General features: G+C 70.5%; 17 protein-coding genes. 9 read left to right on the forward strand and 8 right to left on the reverse strand.

The window, feature by feature from the left end:
- Window positions 1-233 precede the first annotated feature (233 nt).
- From Leucomu_RS04515 to Leucomu_RS04530, 4 genes are all read right to left on the reverse strand, one after another.
- Window positions 234-608 carry an META domain-containing protein gene (locus Leucomu_RS04515; RefSeq protein ID WP_128386481.1) on the reverse strand — a complete coding sequence of 125 codons (375 nt, stop codon included), beginning with the start codon at window positions 606-608 and terminating at the stop codon, window positions 234-236.
- A 228-nt stretch (window positions 609-836) separates the two neighbouring features.
- Window positions 837-2360 carry an aldehyde dehydrogenase (NADP(+)) gene (locus tag Leucomu_RS04520; RefSeq protein WP_128386482.1) on the reverse strand — a complete coding sequence of 508 codons (1524 nt, stop codon included), beginning with the start codon at window positions 2358-2360 and terminating at the stop codon, window positions 837-839.
- 148 nt (window positions 2361-2508) lie between these two features.
- A complete protein-coding gene (locus tag Leucomu_RS04525; RefSeq protein WP_128386483.1) occupies window positions 2509-4410 on the reverse strand; it encodes an ABC transporter ATP-binding protein in 1902 nt (633 codons plus the stop codon).
- 101 nt (window positions 4411-4511) lie between these two features.
- The gene (locus tag Leucomu_RS04530) at window positions 4512-5537 is read right to left on the reverse strand and encodes an agmatine deiminase family protein (protein ID WP_128386484.1); all 1026 of its coding nucleotides are present in this window, start codon (window positions 5535-5537) and stop codon (window positions 4512-4514) included.
- Between the two features lie 717 nt (window positions 5538-6254).
- Here Leucomu_RS04530 and Leucomu_RS04535 point away from each other — a divergent pair.
- The 4 genes from Leucomu_RS04535 (at window position 6255) to Leucomu_RS04550 (ending at window position 11326) form a co-directional block, all read left to right on the forward strand.
- A complete protein-coding gene (locus tag Leucomu_RS04535) occupies window positions 6255-8033 on the forward strand; it encodes an FG-GAP and VCBS repeat-containing protein (RefSeq protein WP_128386485.1) in 1779 nt (592 codons plus the stop codon).
- A gap of 315 nt (window positions 8034-8348) precedes the next feature.
- A complete protein-coding gene (locus Leucomu_RS04540; protein WP_017885230.1) occupies window positions 8349-8705 on the forward strand; it encodes a cupin domain-containing protein in 357 nt (118 codons plus the stop codon).
- Between the two features lie 240 nt (window positions 8706-8945).
- A complete protein-coding gene (locus Leucomu_RS04545) occupies window positions 8946-10442 on the forward strand; it encodes an APC family permease (protein WP_128386486.1) in 1497 nt (498 codons plus the stop codon).
- Window positions 10443-10540: 98 nt separating this feature from the next.
- A complete protein-coding gene (locus Leucomu_RS04550) occupies window positions 10541-11326 on the forward strand; it encodes a gamma-glutamyl-gamma-aminobutyrate hydrolase family protein (RefSeq protein ID WP_017885228.1) in 786 nt (261 codons plus the stop codon).
- A 91-nt stretch (window positions 11327-11417) separates the two neighbouring features.
- On the opposite strand, the gene Leucomu_RS04555 is transcribed toward Leucomu_RS04550, so the two are convergent.
- Both Leucomu_RS04555 and Leucomu_RS04560 read right to left on the reverse strand, forming a co-directional pair.
- On the reverse strand, window positions 11418-11876 hold the full coding sequence (locus Leucomu_RS04555; protein ID WP_017885227.1) for a flavodoxin domain-containing protein: 459 nt from the start codon (window positions 11874-11876) through the stop codon (window positions 11418-11420).
- A gap of 55 nt (window positions 11877-11931) precedes the next feature.
- On the reverse strand, window positions 11932-13206 hold the full coding sequence (locus Leucomu_RS04560) for an FAD-dependent oxidoreductase (RefSeq protein WP_128386487.1): 1275 nt from the start codon (window positions 13204-13206) through the stop codon (window positions 11932-11934).
- Window positions 13207-13460: 254 nt separating this feature from the next.
- Between Leucomu_RS04560 and Leucomu_RS04565 the strand changes: the two genes are divergently transcribed.
- The 5 genes from Leucomu_RS04565 to Leucomu_RS04585 are packed head-to-tail and all read left to right on the forward strand — an operon-like array spanning window position 13461 to window position 18459.
- Window positions 13461-14681 carry a cytochrome P450 gene (locus Leucomu_RS04565; protein ID WP_017885225.1) on the forward strand — a complete coding sequence of 407 codons (1221 nt, stop codon included), beginning with the start codon at window positions 13461-13463 and terminating at the stop codon, window positions 14679-14681.
- Window positions 14682-14728: 47 nt separating this feature from the next.
- Entirely contained in the window at window positions 14729-16165 is a 1437-nt protein-coding gene (locus Leucomu_RS04570; RefSeq protein WP_128386488.1) for a glutamine synthetase family protein, read from the forward strand.
- Window positions 16162-16938 (forward strand): substrate-binding periplasmic protein, encoded by a 777-nt coding sequence (locus Leucomu_RS04575; RefSeq protein ID WP_017885223.1) that lies wholly within the window; start codon window positions 16162-16164, stop codon window positions 16936-16938. The genes Leucomu_RS04570 and Leucomu_RS04575 overlap by 4 nt, the downstream gene beginning before the upstream one ends.
- Window positions 16939-17664, forward strand: coding sequence for a gamma-glutamyl-gamma-aminobutyrate hydrolase family protein (locus tag Leucomu_RS04580; RefSeq protein WP_017885222.1), 726 nt, complete (start codon window positions 16939-16941; stop codon window positions 17662-17664).
- 57 nt (window positions 17665-17721) lie between these two features.
- Window positions 17722-18459: a type 1 glutamine amidotransferase gene (locus tag Leucomu_RS04585; protein ID WP_228407276.1), complete on the forward strand. Its 738-nt coding sequence runs from the start codon at window positions 17722-17724 to the stop codon at window positions 18457-18459.
- A 118-nt stretch (window positions 18460-18577) separates the two neighbouring features.
- On the opposite strand, the gene Leucomu_RS04590 is transcribed toward Leucomu_RS04585, so the two are convergent.
- Complete coding sequence (locus tag Leucomu_RS04590; protein WP_128386489.1) at window positions 18578-19288, reverse strand: cache domain-containing protein; 711 nt, start codon at window positions 19286-19288, stop codon at window positions 18578-18580.
- Window positions 19285-20043, reverse strand: coding sequence for a FadR/GntR family transcriptional regulator (locus tag Leucomu_RS04595; RefSeq protein WP_017885219.1), 759 nt, complete (start codon window positions 20041-20043; stop codon window positions 19285-19287). Before Leucomu_RS04595 ends, Leucomu_RS04590 begins: the two co-directional genes overlap by 4 nt.
- Window positions 20044-20051: the final 8 nt, after the last annotated feature.

Here is a 20051-nt window from a genome sequence, read left to right on the forward strand (position 1 = left end):
CGGCCCGACTCCGTCCCACCGAGAAGCCCGTTATCCGGGGCGTTCGTGAAACGAAGTCGGGCCGATGCTCGATAGAGGGCGGTGGTCGGGCGGTGGCGGCGCGGTGCTGCGGACGCGGCACCGTGCGGAACGCAAAACCGTGGGGGGGGGGGGGGGGGGGGGGGGGGGGGGGGATGCGCCGCGCACCGTACAGGGCGTCTCCAGGACCGCGTGCGGATCCGACGCTCCGAGGCTCAGCCGTCTGCGCGCTGCAGCGTGCCGATCTCGCCGCCGTCCTCGTCGAGCAGGGTGAGCGTGTCACCCGAGAGCTCCGCCGATCGGGCGAGACCGAGCCACGTGTCGACGCCCTCGCAGTACATGAGCGTCGAGTGCATGTTGCCGAGGTCGATCGAGTCTCCGTCTTCGCTCCATCGCCCGCCGACGTTGTTGCAGCCGTCGTTGCCCGAGTAGCTGCCGTCCTGCTCGAAGACGAGCGACGGCTCGCCGCGGGTGTCGGGGGCGCCCCAGGCGCCGACCACGGAGGCGTCGCCCGAGGAGCAGGCGCTGAACGCGAGCAGACCGGTGAGCGCGGCGGCTGAGAGCGCGAGAACGCGAAGCGAACGGTTCATGCTCTCACCATACGGCAGAAGCGCGCTTTCGGCGCGGCGGCCGCTGCTGCTCGCCGCCGATCCTCAGCGAGCGCTCCGGCGTCGGGATCCCGGGCGTCCCCTCCGGAGTGTTCCGCCCGGACGCACCGCTCGGCGCTCCGCCCCTGCGCCGCAGCACGAACAGAGGAGAGCGTATGCCCCGCGATGGCGCGGCATACACTCTCCTCTCTCAACCGTTCTGGGGCGGTGTCAGCGCCAGCGGTTGCCCCAGGCGTGGGATTCGCCTGCGGGCGCGATGGCCTGGGGGACGCCGAGCGGGTTGTCGTCGCGGAGCGCGGCGGGCAGGAACGCGGCGGGTGCGTTCTGGTAGGCGACTGGGCGCAGGAAGCGGGTGATCGCGGCGGTGCCGACCGAGGTGCTCGAGTCGTTGGAGGTGGCGGGCCAGGGGCCGCCGTGCTGCTGGGCGGGTGTGACGGCGACGCCGGTGGACCAGCCGTTGAAGAGTACGCGGCCGACTTGCCGGCTGAGCGCGTCGACGAGGGCGCGCAGTTCGGCGGCGTTCGCGGTTTCCCCGGTCGCTTCGGTCGTGCTGAGGTGGAGGGTGCCGGTGAGGTTGCCCTCGTAGAACTCGGGCATGAGGGCTGCGAGGTCGGTGCCTTCGGGGGTCTCGACCAGGATCGAGAGCGGGCCGAAGGCTTCGTCGACGAGGGCTTCCTTGGCGCGGCGGAAGTCGTCGAGCGCGACGGCCACGACGGTGGGGGTGGCCCAGCCCTGTCCGGCGTCGTCGAAGCGGATGCCGCCTGGCACGATGGGGTGCACGCCGGGGGAGCCGAGGATCGCGTTGCGGCGCTCTTCGAAGCTGCGGGCGATGCGCGGGTCGAGCAGGCGGTGCTCGGCGAGGAAGTCGCCCGCGGCGGCCTCGATGGCGGCGGGGAGGGCGGATGCTGCGGGCACGAACACGAAGCCGGGCTTGGTGCAGAGCTGCCCTGCCGATCCCGAGACGCTGGTGAGGAAGCCCTGGGCGATCTCTTCGGCGCGCTCGGCGACGGCGTCGACGGTGATGAACACGGGGTTGACGCTGCCGAGCTCGCCGTAGAAGGGGATGGGCGCGGGGCGTGAGGCGGCGATGTCGGCGAGCAGGCGGCCCACCCCGATGGAGCCGGTGAAGGCGCCGGCCTTGACGCGGGAGTCTTTGAGGACTGCGACGCCGGCTTCGCGGCCGTGGATGAGGTGGAACACGCCCTGCGGCATGCCGGCGGCCTCGAGTGCTTCGCGGGCGACCTCGGCGGTCGCGTCGGAGAGGTCGGGGTGGCCTGAGTGGGCCTTCACGATGAGGGGGCAGCCGGCCGCGAGGATCGAGGCGGAGTCGCCGCCGAGCACGGAGAACGCGAAGGGGAAGTTCGAGGCGGAGAAGTTGATGACGGGGCCGAGGGGGATGTGGGTGCGGCGCACGTCGGGTCGTACGCCGAGTGCGAAGTCGGGGTCTGCGGGGTCGATGCGGGCGTCGAGGTAGCCGCCGTCGACGAGGGTGTCGGCGAACAGGCGCAGCTGCACGGCCGTGCGCACGACCTCGCCGCTAAGGCGGGCCTCGGTGAGGCCGGTCTCGCGCATCGCGATCTCGACGAGGCGTGTCTTCGCGCTCTCGAGGGCGTCGGCGACCGCGACGATGGCGCGGGCGCGGTCGACGGGTGCGGTTGCGGCGAACGCGGGCGCGGCCGCGGCGGCTGCGGACACGGCGGCTTCGAGATCGGGGGAGAGCACTTCACTGGTCATGGGGAGATTGTGCCACGCGCGCGCGATGCGCGGGTCGGCGGGTCTGCACAGTATCGGGGTCGACAGCCGTGCGCGAGTCCCATCTGGGAAGGGGAGCGGGCGGGCGAGGATCGAGGCCGACCCCCGGGCCCGTCTCGCGACAGCGCCCCTAACCGATCACCTCGAAACGCTTGAGGCGCTTGCGATCGGCCTTCGACGACGAGCTCTGCAGCGCGAGCAGCTCGGCGTAGATGCCGCCCGACCGCGACAGCTCGTCGGGCGGGCCGACCTCGTCGATACGGCCGTCGCGCAGCGTGATGATGCGGTCCACCTCGGCGATGGTCGAGAGCCGGTGCGCGATGATGAGGCTCGTGCGGTGCCGCATCAGGTCGTCGAGTCCCGCCTGTACGAGCCGCTCCGACTTCGTGTCGAGCGCCGACGTGGCCTCGTCGAGCACGAGGATCGGTGCGTCCTTCAGCATCGCCCGCGCCACCGCGATGCGCTGCTTCTGGCCTCCCGAGAGTTTCATGCCGCGCTCGCCGATCACGGTGTCGTACCCGCTCGGCAGCTTCGAGGCGAAGACGTCAACCGCGGCGCGGCGCGCCACGGCCTCGATCTCGTCGCGCGTGGCTTCGGGCCTGCCGTAGGCGATGTTCTCGGCGACCGTGCCCGAGAAGAGCGAGGGATCCTGGAACACCACGCCGATGCTTCGGCGCAGCGACGCGAGATCCGGCCCCGCGCCCGCCACCTCGATCGTGCCCGAGCGCACGGCGTACAGCCCCAGCAGCAGGTTGATCAGCGTGGTCTTCCCGCCTCCGGACTCGCCGACGAAGGCGATCCGCTCGCCCTGCCACACCTCGAAGGAGACCCCGCTGAGCACGTCGCCGTGCTCGTCGTAGCCGAAGCTCACGTCGCGGAACGCCACGACGGGAGCCGATCCCGGAGCACCGGGAGAGCCGGAGGCGCCTGAGGCGTCGGCCCCGCCACGGTGCGGAGATCCGGGATCCGTCTCGTCTCCTCGCCTGCCGCCCCCTCGCTCCGCCTCCGCTTTCCGGGGCAGCGATCCCGCACCGCCCACGGCCGCGGGATCGAGATCCATCACCTCGAAGTAGGAGCGGGAGCCCGCGGCTGCGCGCTGCGCCGTGTCGACGACCCAGCTGAGATTCTGCACGGGCTGGCGGGCCATGGCCATGAGCTGGATCAGCATCACCATCTCGCCCGGCGTGAAATGGCCGGTGACCGTGCGCACGAAGATGATCACGTAGAGCGCGAAGAAGATCAGGTTGAGCACGCCCCGGCGCAGCGCATCCATCGAGTGCCAGTGGCGCGACTGCTCGGAGGTGAGGCGGACGGTCTCGCCGAAGTGATCCGAGAAGCGGTCGAGCTCGCTGCGCTCGCGCGCGAACGACTTCACCACGCGGATCTGCCCCACGACCTCGGCGAAGCGGCCCGAGGCCTCGTCGACGTGCTCGTTCTTCTCGCGCTCGATGCGCTGCCACTTGCGGCTCGTCAGCGCGGTCAGCCACAGATAGGCGGGGTAGGCGAGCAGCAGCAGCACCGCCAGCGGCCAGTAGTGCCAGGCGCTGATCGCGAGCACCGCGACCGTGGTCATGAGCATCGTCACGAACATGTTCGAGAACGACTTCATGAAGCCCGTGATCTCGGCGATCGAGCGGTTGAGCCGGGCCACGATCGTGCCCGTTAGCTCGCTGTCGTAGTACCGCTGCGGCAGCGCGAGCAGCTGCTCGAAGTAGCGGGTCGACAGGATCGTGCGCATGCGCTCGCTCATCACGTCGCCCCAGTAGCCGCCGAGGTTGCTCGCCACGGTCTCGACGAGGCTCGCGGCCAGCAGCGCGAGCGCCAGCAGCACGACGGAGCGGATCGCGCCGTCCGGGATCCCGGAGCCGTTCGTCACCGAGCCCACCGCGTCGACCACGGTGTCGGTCGCCGCGCCCGTGATGAACGGGACGGCGATGCCCGCGGCCGTGACGACCGCGGCCGCCGCCATGATGGAGAGGTAGTAGGGCGTGAGCGAGCGCGTGAACCGCAGGATGCGCAGGATCGTGGACAAGCGGGGTTCGACCTCCGGGTGAGAGTGGTACGCACAGTGCAACGCCTCGGCGGCCGGAACATTCCGGCCGCCGAGGCGTTGCACTGTGCGGGGAGGAGCGCTTACGCGACCTTGGGCTGCTGCTGCGTGATGCAGTGGATGCCGCCACCGCGCGCGAAGAGCGGGCGGGCGTCGATGCCGATCACCTCGCGACCCGCGTAGGCCTCGCGCAGCGTTGCGAGCGCCCGGTCGTCGGCCGGGTCGTCGAACGAGCAGGCGAGCACGGCGCCGTTGAGCACGAGGTGGTTGATGTAGCTGTAGTCGACGAATCCCTCGTCGTCGCGCAGCGCCTCGGGGGCGGGCATGTCGATGATCTCGAAGCCGGCCGAGTGCTCGGCGAGGTACCGCTCGGCCACGGCGCGGTTGGTCTTCGCGATGGTGTGGTCGGGGTGCGACTCGGCGTCCTGCCGGTGCATGAGCAGCATCTCGGATGTCGCGAACGCGGCGAGGATGTCGGAGTGGCCGCGGGTACCGAACGTGTCGTGATCGCGGGTGAGGCCACGGGGCAGCCACATGGCACTCGTCGTGCCGATGGTGCGGGCGAGCTCGGCCTCGACCTGCTCCTTGGTCCAGCCCGGGTTGCGACCCGGATCGAGCTGCACGGTCTCGGTGAGGATCACGCGGCCGGTGCCGTCGACCTGGATGCCGCCGCCCTCGTTGGTCATCTCCGAGTCCACGAGCTCCGCGTTCGCGGCCTCGGCGACGATGCGGCCGATGTGCTGATCCTTGTCCCACTGGGCCCAGTGCTGCCCGCCCCAGCCGTTGAACACGAAGTTCACGGCGCCGAGGCGGCCATCGTCGCCGATCACGAAGCTCGGCCCGATGTCGCGCATCCACGCGTCGTTGAGGGGGGCGGTGATGCGGTCGATCTGCGCCGAGAGATACTTCGCGGCGATCTTCTCGTCGCCCGGGTTCACCACGACGGTGACCGGCTCGAAGTCGCTGGCGGCGTTGGCGACGGCGGCCCAGGTGGTGCGCGCCTCCTCGACCTCGGCCTCGGTGTCGCCGAGGGTGTAGCCGCTGGTGGGCCAGGCGAGCCAGAGCCGCTCCTGCTCGTGTCCCTCGATGGGCATGCGCCAAGTCGTCATTCAACTGCTCCTTGAATCTCGCGGCGCCACCTCAAAGCAGGCAAGCAGGCCGCCGACACCACAGTCTACTGGCAGCCTGACCAATAAGCACGCGCGGGGTCGGGAGCGGGAGCGGGGTCTATCGGGGTCGGGGATCGGGGGTCTATCGGGGTCGGGGTCGGGCTGGGGTCGGGTTGGGATCGGGATCCGGCTCCGCACCGATCGGGATCCGGACCCGCACGGATCGGGATCCGGCCCCGCACGGAGCGTGACCCGGACCCGAGCCGCCCCCGCTGCCGCCCCACGCACCGATCGACGTTCGAGCACCGCGTTCTCGGGGTTTCGGGTGCGCTGGGATCGATCGGTGCCGTTGGGAGCGGGGTGAGGAGTCGGGCGGGGTGAGGGGGGTGCGGGAGCGCGAGGGGAAGCGACGAAGCGCGTGAGGGTGGGATGAGGGAGCGCGCGGGGAGAGGCGGCGGAGTGCGCGCAGGCGAGGTGACGAGGAGTTCGTGGGTCGGGAGGCGGAGTGCGCGCAGGCGAGGTGACTAGGAGTTCGTGGGTCGCGCGGCGGAGGGCGCGCGGCTGAGGCGACGAGGTGCGCGCGGGGGAAACCGACGACAGTGCGCGGGACGAACGCCGGGCACTGGGGCGAAACATCGGATGATGCTTAAGTTAGGTTAACCTAACCGAGGTAATATCCGGCGATGCCCGTCATCGCACCTCGTCGAAAGGCCCGTCTTGTCACCCCTTCCTCCTCGCCCGGCGGCCCTCGGAGCCGCCGTCGCGCTCGCCGCCGCGACCGTGCTCCTCACCGCCTCGCCGGCGCTCGCCGCCACCATCACCGATGATGCCTCGCTCGCCGGCGTGCCCGGATCCTCGCTCGGCGCCACCGCCTCGCAGACCAAGTGCGACGTCGACGGCGACGGCAGGCTCGACCTCGCCGTCGGCATGTACATGACGATGATGAGCGGCGGCGCCACGAACGAGGAGGGCGCCTACGTGCTGATGGGCGCGGGCGACGGGGTGTCGAGCGGGGATCTCGCGAGCCTGAACCCGGTGAAGATCATGGATCCCTCCGACCTCGGCTGGTACAACGGCGGCGTCGACGTGCGCTGCGCGGGCGACGTGAACGGTGACGGTCGCGACGACCTCGTGCTCGTCGCGCAGGGATCGGCCGCCTACGTCGTCTACGGAGACGCAGACTTCGCGACGCTCGGCGACATCGATCTCGTGACCGATCTCGGCACGCGCGTGCACAAGCTCTCGGGTGCGATCACCCGCGCGAACGGCGTCGGCGACATCGACGGCGACGGCCGCGACGAGATCGCGGTGAACCAGATCGGGGCGCCCGTCGTGATCGTCGACGCCGAGGTGCTCACCGCGCCCGACACCGCGGTCGCGACGATGCCTGGTACGCGCATCTCGGGCACCGGCATCGACATCGTCTCCATGGCGGGCGTCGGCGATGTGAACGGCGACGGCCGTGACGACCTCGCCGTCGGCAGCGCCTCGTACACCGGCCCCGCCGCCACGAGCCCCTACACGGGTGCGGTCTGGGTGCTCACCGATCTCAGCGCCGACGTCGCCCTCGGCACGGATCCCGTTCCGGGCTTCCGCATCGACGGCCCCACCCGCGGCTACGACCTGCTCGGCACCTCGGTCGTCGGCCTCGGCGACATCGACGGCTTCGACGACCTCATGATCGGCGGGGAATCGGACTCGCCGCGCTCGGGCAGCGCCGTCGTCGTGCTCGGCGGCGCGAACGGCGCGAACGTCGCCACCGACCCGCTCGCCACGACCGGTTTCGCCGTGCACACGGCGGGAGACCCGACCGCGCAGCGAGGCTGGTGGCTCAACGGCATCGCCGCGGAGGACCACTTCGGGCACGCCGTCGGCGCCGTGCGCATGAGCGGCTGGTCGATGCTGCTCGCGGGCGGCATGGACGGCTCGGTCGACCCCGCGCAGCCCGGGGCGGGCTACGTGCTCGCGCTCGACTCGCGCTACCTCGTCGGCGGGCAGACGCCCGTGTCGCCGACGGGCGTCTTCGAGGTGTCGAGCCTCGTCGGGGCCGAGGTCGCCGGTGCGAACCTCATCCTCGGCGCGGAGGCCGGGCAGCACCTCGCCCGATCCTTCGCCGACCTCACCGCCGACCCTGCCGGCAGCCAGGTGCGCTTCGCCGCCGGTGCGACGGCCCTCTTCAGCCCCGGCACCGCACCCGCGGTGCGCGTGATCACCATGAACGCCCCGGCGCCCGCCCCGGCTCCGGGCCCGAACCCCGGCCCCGGCCCCGAGCCGGTGCCGACCCCGACCCCGACGCCGACTCCGACTCCGTCGCCCGCACCCGTGCCGAACCAGACGCCGCCCGCGGGCTCGGAGGCCGCAGCCGTGGACCCGGGGGCCAAGGGTCTGAGCCGCACGGGCGCGGCGGATCCCGCCTGGGGTCTCGCAGCTGCGGGCGCCGCGATCGTGCTCGGCTCGGGCCTGGTGCTCGCGCGCCGGCTCCGACGCCGCGCCTGAGCCTCGGGGCGGTTCGCCTCGGCCCTTCAGGGGTACGCAGGCGCACCGATCGAGCTTCACGCACCGGATCTCGCCCGATCAGGGTGCGTGAAGCGCGATCGGTGCGCTTGGCGTGTGAGAGAGGGGACGTCGGAGGGAGGAGTAAGCGCGTTGGAGGGGGAGAGGGGGCGTCGACTCGGGGGCTCTGGCGCGAGGGACGTCGGATCTCCGGAGACCGATCCCCGCGCTCTTCCGCATAAAACATATATGAGGGTAATGTTTAACCGGCGGGTGCATTCGCCCCGATTCCCCGAACATCCAACGATGGAGATTGCAATGACGCAACACGTGGCCGTGACCGACGTATTCGAGCGCATCGCCGACGCCGGCCCACTGCAGGCGCCGCTGGGCACCTCGACGACGGGCCCCACGCAGACCTGGCTCGAGGAGTTCACCTCCGACTCCGAGAAGGGCGTGCACACCGGGTTCTGGCGCTGCGATCCGGGCGTTTCCGAGTGGGACTTCGCCGAGATCGGCGAGGTGATCCACGTGCTGCGCGGGCGCATGACCGTCACGGAGCAGGGCGGGGAGCCGGTCGCGCTCGGCCCGGGCGACGTGGCCTCGTTCCCCATCGGCTGGAAGGGGACGTGGGAGATCACCGAGACGCTCGAGAAGTTCTACGTGATGCTCTGATCCGCATCGCTCGACCGGAGGCCGGCGCCGAGAGGCGCCGGCCTCCGGCGCGTCCGGGGTATGTGCTCGTAAAATTCATGCACAGGTGCATGAATTTGTTTCCTAGATGTTTCGTTATCGATTCCGTTACCCTTCTCCGCTTGCCTTTGAAAATCATCTACATGTAGTTTGTATGTGATGACCCGCCAGGACGGCGGGGCACGTCATCGTTGGCAGACGTACAAGGGAGTACTTGCGACCATGTCAGAAAACACACCCGTCGTGGAACACGACGAGGACGCGGCCCACCTCGCGTCTCTCGGCTATTCCTGCGACACCACGTTCAAGCGCGAGATGAGCTTCTGGGGCAACGTCTCGCTCGGCTTCACCTACCTGTCGCCGATCGCGGGCGTCTACTCGATGTTCGCGATCTCGCTCGGCCAAGCCGGGCCGCCCATGGCGTGGGCGCTCGTCATCGCGCTCGTGGGCCAGTTCCTCGTGGCGCTCGTCTTTGGCGAGGTCGTCTCGAACTATCCCGTCGCCGGTGGCGTCTATCCGTGGTCGCGTCGGCTCTGGGGTCGCAAGTGGGCCTGGATGAACGGCTGGATCTACGTGGTCGCCCTCGTCGGCACCCTCGCGGCGGTGGCGTACGGCGCCGCGCCGTTCGTCGCCTCGATCTTCGGCGGCAGCCTCGACGCCGGCGGCACCGTGCTCGTCGCGCTCGGCACGCTCGTGATCGCCACCATCCTCAACTTCTCGGGCACGCGCGTGCTGAGCCTCGCCGCCACGGTCGGCCTCATCGCCGAGATGATCGGCGCCGTCGGCATCAGCCTCTACCTGCTGCTGTTCCACCGCCAGCAGGACTGGTCGGTGGTCTTCGACAACCAGGGCATCGGCAATGACGCGCCCGGCGGCTACCTCGGCGCCTTCGCCGCCGCGGCGCTCATCGGCATGTTCGCGTACTACGGCTTCGAGGCCAACGGCGACGTGGCCGAGGAGATCAAGGATCCGAGCGCCCGCGTGCCGAAGGCCATGCGTATGACGCTCTACATCGGCGGCTTCGCGGCCAATGTGCTGGTGTTCTCGCTCGTGTTCGCAGTGCCCGACTTCGCAGCCGTCGCGAGCGGCGATGTGGCCGACCCGATCGGCGAGGCGCTGCACAACGCCTTCGGCCCCGTCTTCCCGCTCGTCATGTTCGTGGTAGTCGTCGCCTTCATCTCGTGCATCACGAGCCTGCAGGCCGCCGCGAGCCGCCTCGTCTACTCGATGGCGCGCGACGGGTTCCTGCCCGCCTCGCACTTCCTCGCCCGCTTCAACGAGAAGCGCCACGTGCCGAACAACGCGCTGCTCACCGCGGCGTTCTTCCCGGCCGCAGTGGTGGTGCTCTCGCTGCTGCTCGAGGACGCGCTGACCGCGATGGTCGGCTTCGGCACCGTGGGCATCTACATCGGATTCCAGATGGTCGTGCTCGCCGCCCTGCGCGCCCGCCTGATGGGATGGCGCCCCGCCGGCAAGTTCCGGCTCGGCGCCTGGGCCTACCCCGTCAACGTGCTCGCGCTGGTCTGGGGAGTCGCGGCAGTGCTCAACATCCTGTGGCCGCGCCCGACCGGCGGCGGCTGGGCCGAGGACTACCTGCTGATCATGACGACGGTCGGCGTGATCGCCGTCGGCTGGATCTACATGCTGGCCTCGAAGGCCTACGCCAAGGGCGACGCGCCCGCCGGCGACGCGAGCGGGCCGATCAAGACCGCGGTCTGATCCCGCACCTCACCAGCGAACGGGAGTCCCGTCGCGCTGCTCCGCCTCCGGCGGTCGCGGCGCGGCGGGGCTCCCGTCTCTCACCCGAAAGGACACCGATGACCGACCTCGCAGTCGACCCGACCCCATTCCTCGCCGTGGGCGACGAGGATCCGGATGGCCCGCTCATCCCGATGGTGGTGTCGCTCACCTTCCCCGGGATGGACGCCCTCTCGCATCAGCTGCAGGACGAGTTCACGAGGATCGCCTTCGACGCCGTGCGCGCGGCGGGAGGCAGACCCCGGCTCGTGGACTCGGCCGGAGAGCGCCTCGCCTCGCACGAGGAGGTGTTGGGCGGCGCCGACGCGGTGGTGTTCCTCGGGGGCGGCGACGTCGACCTCGACTGCTACGGGCACGGCGGCCCGCCTCCCGCGAACCTGTACGGCGTCGATCGCCGCGCCGACGACTACTGCATCGGACTGATCCGCGAGGCCGCGAGCCGCGATCTGCCGACACTCGCGATCTGCCGCGGGTCGCAGCTGCTCAACGTCGCCTTCGGGGGCACGCTCATCCCCGACATCGAGAACTGGCCGATGCACAAGGGCGGTCCGGGGGAGCCGCTCTTCATCGACGAGGAGGTGATCCTCGAGCCCGATTCCGAGATCGCGCGCATCCTCGGGCGCACCCGCGCGGTCGTGCGCAACGGCCACCATCAGGCCGTGGCCGAGGTGGGGCCGGCGCTGCGCGCGACGGGGCGCGCCCACGACGGCATCGTCGAGGCGACCCAGCACCGGGAGGCGAGCTGGGTGCTCGGCGTGCAATGGCACCCGGAGGAGCCGGAGGCCGACGCCGAGGATCGGGCGCGGCTGTTCGGCGAGCTCGTGCGCCGGGCGCGGAAGGGCTGACCGCGATCACGTCGGAGATCCGGTCTCGGCGAGACGAACGCTCCTGGTTCGTTCTCACCGAGGCCGGATCTCCGATGGGACCCGCCGCCCGCTACACCGTCGCGGAGGCCGCCTCGAGCACGCCGGGCAGCCACTCGAGCGCCACGTCGCTGCCCATGTCCCACGACGAGGCGTCGTGGCGGCCGTACTCGCCGACCCGCTCGGCGCCCTGCTGCGCGAAGCGGCGGTCGATGTGCTCGCTGCCCTGGCTGTACGTCTCTTCGTAGAAGGTGTCGCCGAGCCCGAACATGGCGTAGCGCACGCCCGTGAGGTCGGGCAGTGCGGCGTCGAACGCCTCGGCGAACGGGATCGCCGTGTTCGGCAGGTCGCCCTCGCCGTGCGTGGAGCACACCACCAGGTAGAAGCGCTCGGGGGTGAGATCGGCGGGATCGAAGTTCTGCAGGTCGAAGACCTCGACGTCGTCGTGGGTTTCCCGCAGCTTCGCGCCGAGATCCTCGGCGATGAGCTCGGAGTTGCCGGATTCGGTGCCGTAGAGAACCGTGAACTTCACAGCTGGTTTCCTCTCTGATGGAGCGTTGCGCTCGGTGTTCGGTGACCTCGGCCGCCTACGCCCCGCGGGCGATGGCGATCATGCGGTCGTGATCGGGAAGCTTGTGCCTGACTCGGCCGGAGGGGGCGACGGATCGCTCGTGCTCGTCGAGCCTGAGCCACTGCTCGTAGCCGATGGCACGGTCGCGCACCTCCGCGGGGAGTCCTTCGAAGCCGAGTGTAGACGGCGATGCCGGGAGCGAGCCGTCGGCCAGGTCGGCCGCGATCTCGTCGGCGACCTCTTTCGCGCAGGCCCGGTTCTCGGGGATGGCGCCGCGCGGGCCGCGTTTGGCCCAGCCCGTGCGGTAGAGGCCGGGCTCGATGCGGCCGGTCTCGGCGCCGCTCGCGGTCAGCGCAGCGAGGGCGTGGTCCTTGCGGGCCGCGAAGCCGATGGCGGTGACGACGGCGGTGGCGGGGACGACCACCACCTGATCGCCCGCGGTGAACTCGACGCCCTCGACCCGGTGCTCGCCGAGCACGCGCAGCGGGGTGAGCCCGAAGCGCAGCGTCACCTCGGGGCCGTCGAAGCGGGGGCGGCTCGCGGCGATCATCTCGGAGATCGCGGCGACACGGCCGGCGGCTGCCCGGTCGAGCTGGGCGTCGGGCCCGGGATCGACGGGGTCGGGCGAGGCGTAGGCGGCGCGGGGGAGGGCGGCGAGCTCCTTGAGCATCTGCGGGTCGCCCTTGAAGTCGGCGGCCGCCGAGCGGCTGACGAGCGTGACGCGCGCCGCGGGCGCCTCGAGGTAGGAGTCGAGCAGTTCGTCGGCGATGTCGCTGCCCTCGTAGGCGTCGCGATCCTTCACGAGGAACCGGAGCACGTCGAGGGCGACGTTGCCGCCGCCGATGACCACCACGTCGGAGCCGAGCTGGGGGAGGCGGGCTCCCTCGTCGGGGTGGGCGTTGAGGGCGCGGGTGATGGCGCCGGCGCCGATGACGCCCGGCAGCTCGGCCCCGGGAATGCCGAGTTCGCGGTCGGCGGTGAGGCCGGTGGCGATCACCACGGCGTCGAACAGCTCGCGCAGTTGCGCGAGGGAGACGTCGCGCCCCACCTCGATGCCGCCGGCGAAGCGCACGGCCTCGTGCTGGAAGAGGCGGTCGAACTGCCTCGTGATGGCCTTGGTGTGCTGGTGGTCGGTGGCGACGCCGTAGCGCACGAGCCCGAACGGCGACGCGAGGCGGTCGAGGACGGTGATCTCGCAGCTCGGCACGGCGCGCAGCAGCGACTGCGCGAGGTAGCAGCCCGAGGGGCCGCTGCCGATGACGGCGATCTTCGGGGTCGTGGGTGACGACATCGCAGCTCCTTCGCGTTGCGGTGCGGCAGTGGGGCGTGTGGCACTGTGCCACGATCCGGCGCTCCGTTGCAATCCGGTTCGGTGGGCACCAGTGTAGCGCTAAAGATGCGCACTATGAATGTTTTTTGCCGGTATTCCCATATTTATATCCCCGTAACACGGAGAGACTTGCGCCATAAATCATTCATCGATAACTTATTTACCACCGGCCGCTCGCGTGATCGAGCGGGACTGAGTTCGACGAAGGAGTACGAATGACCGGACAGGCCACCCAGGGGGACGTGCCGTATCTCGACATCGCCTCGCCCGAGTTCGCCATGAACTCGGAAGCCGTGCGCGACGCGCGCGAGCGCAACTGGTACGCGAAGACCAACTACGGGTACGGCGTGCTGCGCTACAAAGAGGTCACCGAGCTGCTGAAGCACCCGAGCCTCAACCAGGGCAGCGCGAAGTGGCCGGATCACCACGGCGTGCACTCGGGCATCTTCCACGAGTGGTGGGCGAAGAACCTGCTCGTGCTCGAGGGCGAGGAGCACCACCGCATCCGCCGCCTGCTCAACCCCGCCTTCTCGCCGGGCGTCGCGCGCAAGCTCGAGCCCGAGTTCGCGGCCATCGCGAACGAGCTCATCGACGGCATGAAGCAGAAGCACGCCCGCGGCGAGCAGGTCGAGTTCGTCGCAGACTTCTCGGAGCCGTTCGCCACGCGCGCGCTCTGCGCGATGATGGGCCTCGACCATGAGCACTGGCCCTTCATCGCCTCGCGGGCGAACACCGTGGGCTACGCGCTCAGCGTCACCATCAAGGAGGACATCGATCGCATCGACGAGGCCGTGCAGGAGCTGTACGACTTCGTGGACCGCCTCATCGACGAGCGCCGCGAGAACCCGGGAGAGGACGTGGTCTCGCGCCTCGTGCAGTTCTCCCAGGCCGGCGACAAGCTCAGCGACGCCGAGCTGCGCAACGCCCTCGTGCTCATGCTGTTCGGCGGCATGGACACGACGCGCAACCAGATCGGCCTGCTGCTGCAGACCTTCATGCGCAACCCCGATCAGTGGGAGCTGCTCGCGCAGGATCCCGAGAAGTACGCGAAGCCCGCCCTCGAGGAGGGGCTGCGCGTCAACCCGACGACCCGCTGGGTGACCCGCGAGGCGAACGAGGACTTCGAGTTCCACGGCCTCGAGATCGAGCAGGGCACCACGGTGCACCTCTTCACGATGTCGAGCGGCACCGATCCCGAGGCCTTCCCCGACCCCGAGATCGACCTGAACGCCGAGAGCCGCAAGCAGCACCACACCTTCGGCGGCGGAGTGCACCACTGCCTCGGCCACTACATCGCCCGCGCCGACATGAGCGTCGCACTGCCGCTGCTCGCCCAGGCTTTCACCGACATCTCCTGCCCCGGCGGCGACGAGTGGCTGCCCGACTCGGGCAACCACGGGCCCGTTCGCCTGCCGATCGAGTTCGCGGTGCGCTGAGCAGCCGCAGCGCATCCGACAGACCTTCCAAAGACGAAAGGAACCACATGTCCGACCTCAAGACGGGAGGGCGCTTCGGCGCCGTCCTGCGGGAGATCCTCGCCGACGACACCGCATTCTCGCGGCACCAGGAGGCGAACCTGCGGCCCGAGATCGTGCAGGCGCTCGGCGACCGCATCCGCGAGACCGGCGTCAAGTACATCTACTACATGCTGCCCACCCTCGGCAGCCGCACCGTGGCGAAGGTGGTGCCCGCAGAGCTCTACGAGCGCATGCTGAAGAAGGGCATCGCCTTCCACCGCACCGCGCTCACCGATCTGCAGACCAGTCGCGAGGGCGAGCTGATCGGCGGCGGCGTCGACGCCCACGAGTTCTGGGGGCTGCCCGAACCCGAGACCTTCCAGGTGCTGCCCTGGGATTCCGAGGTCGGCCGCATCTTCTGCACCGCCTACGACCCGCCCCACCTCGGCGAGGGCGGCGGCCGGCTCGTCGCGCTCGACACCCGAGCGCTCTTCAAGGCCGCGCATCGCGGGTTCACGGAGCGCACGGGCCTCGAGCTGCGCAGCGGGCTCGAACCCGAGATGACGTGGATCGGCCCCGGCATCGAACCCATCAGCAAGCAGGATCAGACCCCCGCCTACCAGGTCGAGAACCTCGAGAAGATGCGCCCCGTCTACAAGAAGGTGATCAGCTACGGTCAGGCGCTCGACTTCACGATGATCCAGGGCGACTACGAGGACGACGGTCAGATCGAGCTCAACTGGGACTACGATCGAGCCGACCTCACGGCCGAGCGCATGACCACGTACCGCCAGATCTGCAAGCAGGTGGCGCGCGAGCTCGGCCTCGAGGCCAGCTTCATGGCGAAGCCCTACAACGGCAAGATGGGCAACGGCTGCCACCACAACCTCAGCCTGTGGCGCGTCTCGGGCGACGGCCCGGCCGAGAACGTGATCGAAGACGGCCGGGTGGAGCTGCACGCGACCCAGACCGCCCGCCACGCGATCGGCGGCATGCTGCTGCACACGCCAGGCTCGATGCTCGTCATGGCCTCGACCGTCAACTCCTACAAGCGTTACTGGGACGCCGGCCAGTTCGCACCCTCGGGCGCCGACTGGGGCCTCGACACCCGAGGCGTCGCGATCCGCATCTCCGCGAACGGCCGCATGGAGTACCGCCTGCCCGACGCGAGCGTCAACCCCTACCTCTCGCACCTCTACCTGCTCGCCGCGATCGAGCACGGCCTGGAGGCGCAGATCGACCCGGGCGACCCCGGGCGGCTGAGCGAGGCGGCGCAGGGCGGCGCAGTGCCGAACACCCTCGGCATGGCCATCGAATCGTTCGAGGCCGACGAGTACCTCATGGGCGCGATGCCCGAGGAGCTCACCCGCATCTTCCTGCAGCTCAAGCGCGACGAGTGGGCGCGCTACTGCGGGATCATCACGCAGTGGGAATTCGATCAGTACTGGGAGGCGATTCCGTGACCGGCATCAGCACAGACACCGCAGGCACCGACAGCACCGCATCGGCGGCGAGCACCGAAGGGCGCACCATCCGTCTCGCGTGCATCGACTCCGAGGCGCTGCCGCTCTTCTCGAAGAGCACCGACGGCCGCACGCGCGGCGGCTACGAGCCCGAGGCCGCGGCCCTCGTCATGTCACGGCTCCCCGGAGGCGCCGCCGATGTCGAGTGGGTGATGGTGCCGTGGGAGGAGATGATCCCTTCCGTGCGCCGCGGCGACGCCGATGCCGTGTGGTGCGGCCAGGGCATCACGCCCGAGCGCTCCGCGCAGGTCGACTTCACCCGGCCCTACGCGGTGTTCAACGAGACCCTCGTCGTGCGCGCCGACGATCCCGCCCGCTCGCCCGACCAGCTCGACGGCTACAAGATCGGCGCCATCGCCGGCTCGACCAACATGAAGCTCGCCGAGACGTTCCCCGGCGTCGAGCTCGTCAGTTTCGGCGCCAGCGACGACGTGTTCGGCGACATGATCGAGGCGACCCGCTCGGGGGAGATCGACGGCTTCGTCGACGACGACGTCGTGATGATCCCGCTCGGGCAGGAGGATCCCGACTTCGTCGAGGCCTTCACCGTGCAGACCGGCAACCGCTGGGGCATCGGCGTCGCGCCCGGCAACGACGCGCTGCGCGAGGAGATCGACCGCGCCATCGACGAGGTCGTCGCCGACGGCTCGCTCGAAGCGGTGTGGCGCAGGTGGATGCCGCTGCTCGCCTTCCCGCTCACGAGCGAGGCGTAGATGGCGGCGCCCCGCGGCGATCGCGTGCCGCGCATCGGTGTGACGGGCATGTGGTCGAATCAGATCCACGGCCTGCGCTTCGACGGCAGCGCGGTCGCCGCGGCCGTGCTGCGATCGGTGATCCGGGCCGGCGGCGAGCCGCTCACCCTGTTCGCCGAGAGCGCGCTGCCGCCCGAGGAGCGGCTGCACGGCCTCGACGCACTGCTGGTGCCGGGCGGATCGGACATCGATCCGCGCCGCTACGGCCAGGAGCCTGTGGCGGCCACCTCGCCCGCCGACTTCGCAGCCCAAGACGACTTCGAAGCCGAGATGATGGCGGCGGCGATCCGGCTCGGGGTGCCCACCCTCGCGATCTGCCGCGGCTTCCAACTCCTGAACGTCGAGCACGGCGGCACGCTCGTGCAGGACGTGGACGCCGACAGTCCTCACCGCAACTCGGTGCACGACGTCGAGATCGATCCCGGATCGGCGCTCGCCGCCGCGATCGGGGCGGCGAGCCTGCCGGTGTCGTCGTACCACCACCAGGCGGTCGACCGGGTGGGGGAGGGGCTGCGCGTCACGGGGCGCGCGCCCGACGGGGTGGTGGAGGCGCTCGAGCACGAGACCGCCCCGCTCCTCGCGATCCAGTGGCATCCCGAGGACAACGCCGGCGAGGACGCGCGGCAGCACGCGCTCTTCGCCTGGCTCATCGACCGGGCGCGGGCGAGAATGGGCCGAGACGCCTGACACAGCCGCCCGCGAGCCGCGGGCGGCGCACACAGATCAGAACAGAGGGGAAGTGGAATGAGCAGCGCACGAGTGCTGGTGATCGAGCACCAGAAGAACGCCGGGCTGGGTCAGCTGTCGGATCGGCTGACCGAGAACGGCTTGACGCTCGAGACCGTCGGGCCCGACGCGGGAGCGCCCGTGCCGGAGTCGCTCGACGGCTACGACGCACTGATCGTGCTCGGCGGCGCCATGGGGCCCACCGAGGACGACAAGGCGCCCTGGTTGCCCGCCACCCGCAAGCTGCTCGTCGACGGCGTCGAGCTCGGGGTGCCCACCCTGGGCATCTGCCTCGGAGCCCAGCTGCTCGCCACCGCGACGGGCGGTCACGTGCGCACGATGCCGCAGGGGCCCGAGGTGGGCCTGTACGACGTCGACTTCACCTCGACCGCGGCGGGCGACCCGCTCTTCGGCGGTCTCGCCGAGACCTCGGTGCCCGCGGTGCAGTGGCACTGGCTCGAGGCCGACCGGCTGCCCGACGGCGCGCAGGTGCTCGCCTCGAGCCCCGCGTGCCGCAATCAGGCGTTCCGCGTCGGCGCAGCCGCGTGGGGCGTGCAGTTCCACCCCGAGGCGCTCGGCGCTACGGCGCAGGACTGGGTCGACGAGGATCGCGAGAGCCTCGACGAGCTCGGCCTCGAGGAGGCCGCGGTCGTGGGCGATGTGCGGGCGGCCGAGCCACGGCTGGGCGCCGTGTGGCTGCCGATCGCCGATCGATTCTCGGAGATCGCGAAGCTCACGGCGGCCGAGGCCGCCTGATCCGCAGCACGTCGCACCGCGCGCGCGACCGCTCAGTCGGCCTATTCGTATCGAGCCGGCCTGCGATTCACGCGAATCGCAGGCCGGCTCGATACGAACGGGCTGTCTCGATGAGGCCCTAGCCGTCGGTGCGGTAGATCAGCTGCACGTCGGCGCCCTCCGGGCCGAGCCGCTTCCGCGCGAAGCCCTCGAGGGTGTCCGGCACCAACACGCCGGGCAGCAGCTGCGACGAGTTGCCCACGAGCACATTGCCGTGGCGGCCCACCAGCGCCATCTCGATGCCGCTGCGCTGCAGCACCGGCAGCAGCTCGGCCTCGAGGTCTGCCACCTGGATGTCGTTGCCGATCGCCCCCACACGCACGCCCGCCACGTTCGCCGGCACGGTGAGGGTGAGCACGTACGCCTCGACCCCGAGGTAGTCGATGTAGGGGCCCACGAGCGCGGGAGTGCCCTCGTGGAATGCGCGGATGAACCACTCGTGGTGCTCGTAGTCGTAGTAGCGGTCGGCGCCCGGCACGACGCCGAAGGAGTAGCGGGCGAATCGCGACTCGTCCTCGCGCACCCACCACTCCAGGTGGCCGCGCTCGAAGCTCAGCGCCGAGTGCGCGAAGATGAGCCCGCAGCCGTCGACCACGGCGTTGTCGGCGAGATAGCGCACCGCGAGCGCTCGAAGCCGGCGCCGCACCCCCTCGCCCAGATCGAGACGTCCCGAGTCGTCGAGGGTCAGCAGCGCGATCAGATCTTCGGACAGCTTCTGGAGGTGGTCGAAGCGGTCGTTCAGCCACTCGTCGACGCTCTCGATCGCCGAGGCGACCTCGGCCGCGCTCACCGCTCATCCTCCGCCGCGCCCTCGAGCGCGAGCTTGCCCTCGACGATCAGCTGCATGTTCCCCCTGACGTGGTCGACGGCGAGACGCTGCGCCTCGTCGGCCTGCTGCTGCTCGATCGCCATCACGATCGCGAGGTGCTCGGTGAAGGCCTGCTGCACCGAGGCGCGGCAGATCGCGTCGCACCAGAGGAACGGGGACAGCTCGGAGTGGAGCCGCTGCTCGCCCGTCAGCAGTCGTCGGGAGTGGCTGAGCACCGCGATCTCGAAGTGGAACCGGCTATCGGCGAGCGAGCGCTCGCGGCCGCCGCGGCCCTCTCGGGCCTCGAATGCGAACTCCGCGAGCCTCGTGCGCAGCCCCGGCTGCGTGCGCTCCGCGGCGAGGCGCGCGGCCATGCCCGAGATCGCGGCGTGCTCGTCGAAGAAGTCGCGCAGGGCGACGAGACTCGTGCGCGCCAGCGAGGAGCGCAGCTCCTGCGGCGAGGGGAACGGCGCCTGCACCACGAAGGTGCCGCCGTTGCGGCCCCGCCTCGTCTCCACGATGCCCTGCGCGCGCAGCTCGGCGAGCGCCTTGCGCAGCGTCGCCACGGCCACCCCGAACTGGTTGGCGAGCTCGGCCTCGACCGGCAGGCGCTCGCCGACGGTCAGCACGCCCATCGAGATCGCCGCGGCGATCCGCTGGGCGATCCCGCCGACGCTCGGGCCGCCGGGCTCGCTCTCTCCGTGCTGCGGGGACTGCCCCAGCGGGGGTTTCTGCAAGCGCGCCC

Origin of the sequence: Leucobacter muris (genome assembly GCF_004028235.1) — a bacterium.
Taxonomy (GTDB): domain Bacteria; phylum Actinomycetota; class Actinomycetes; order Actinomycetales; family Microbacteriaceae; genus Leucobacter; species Leucobacter muris.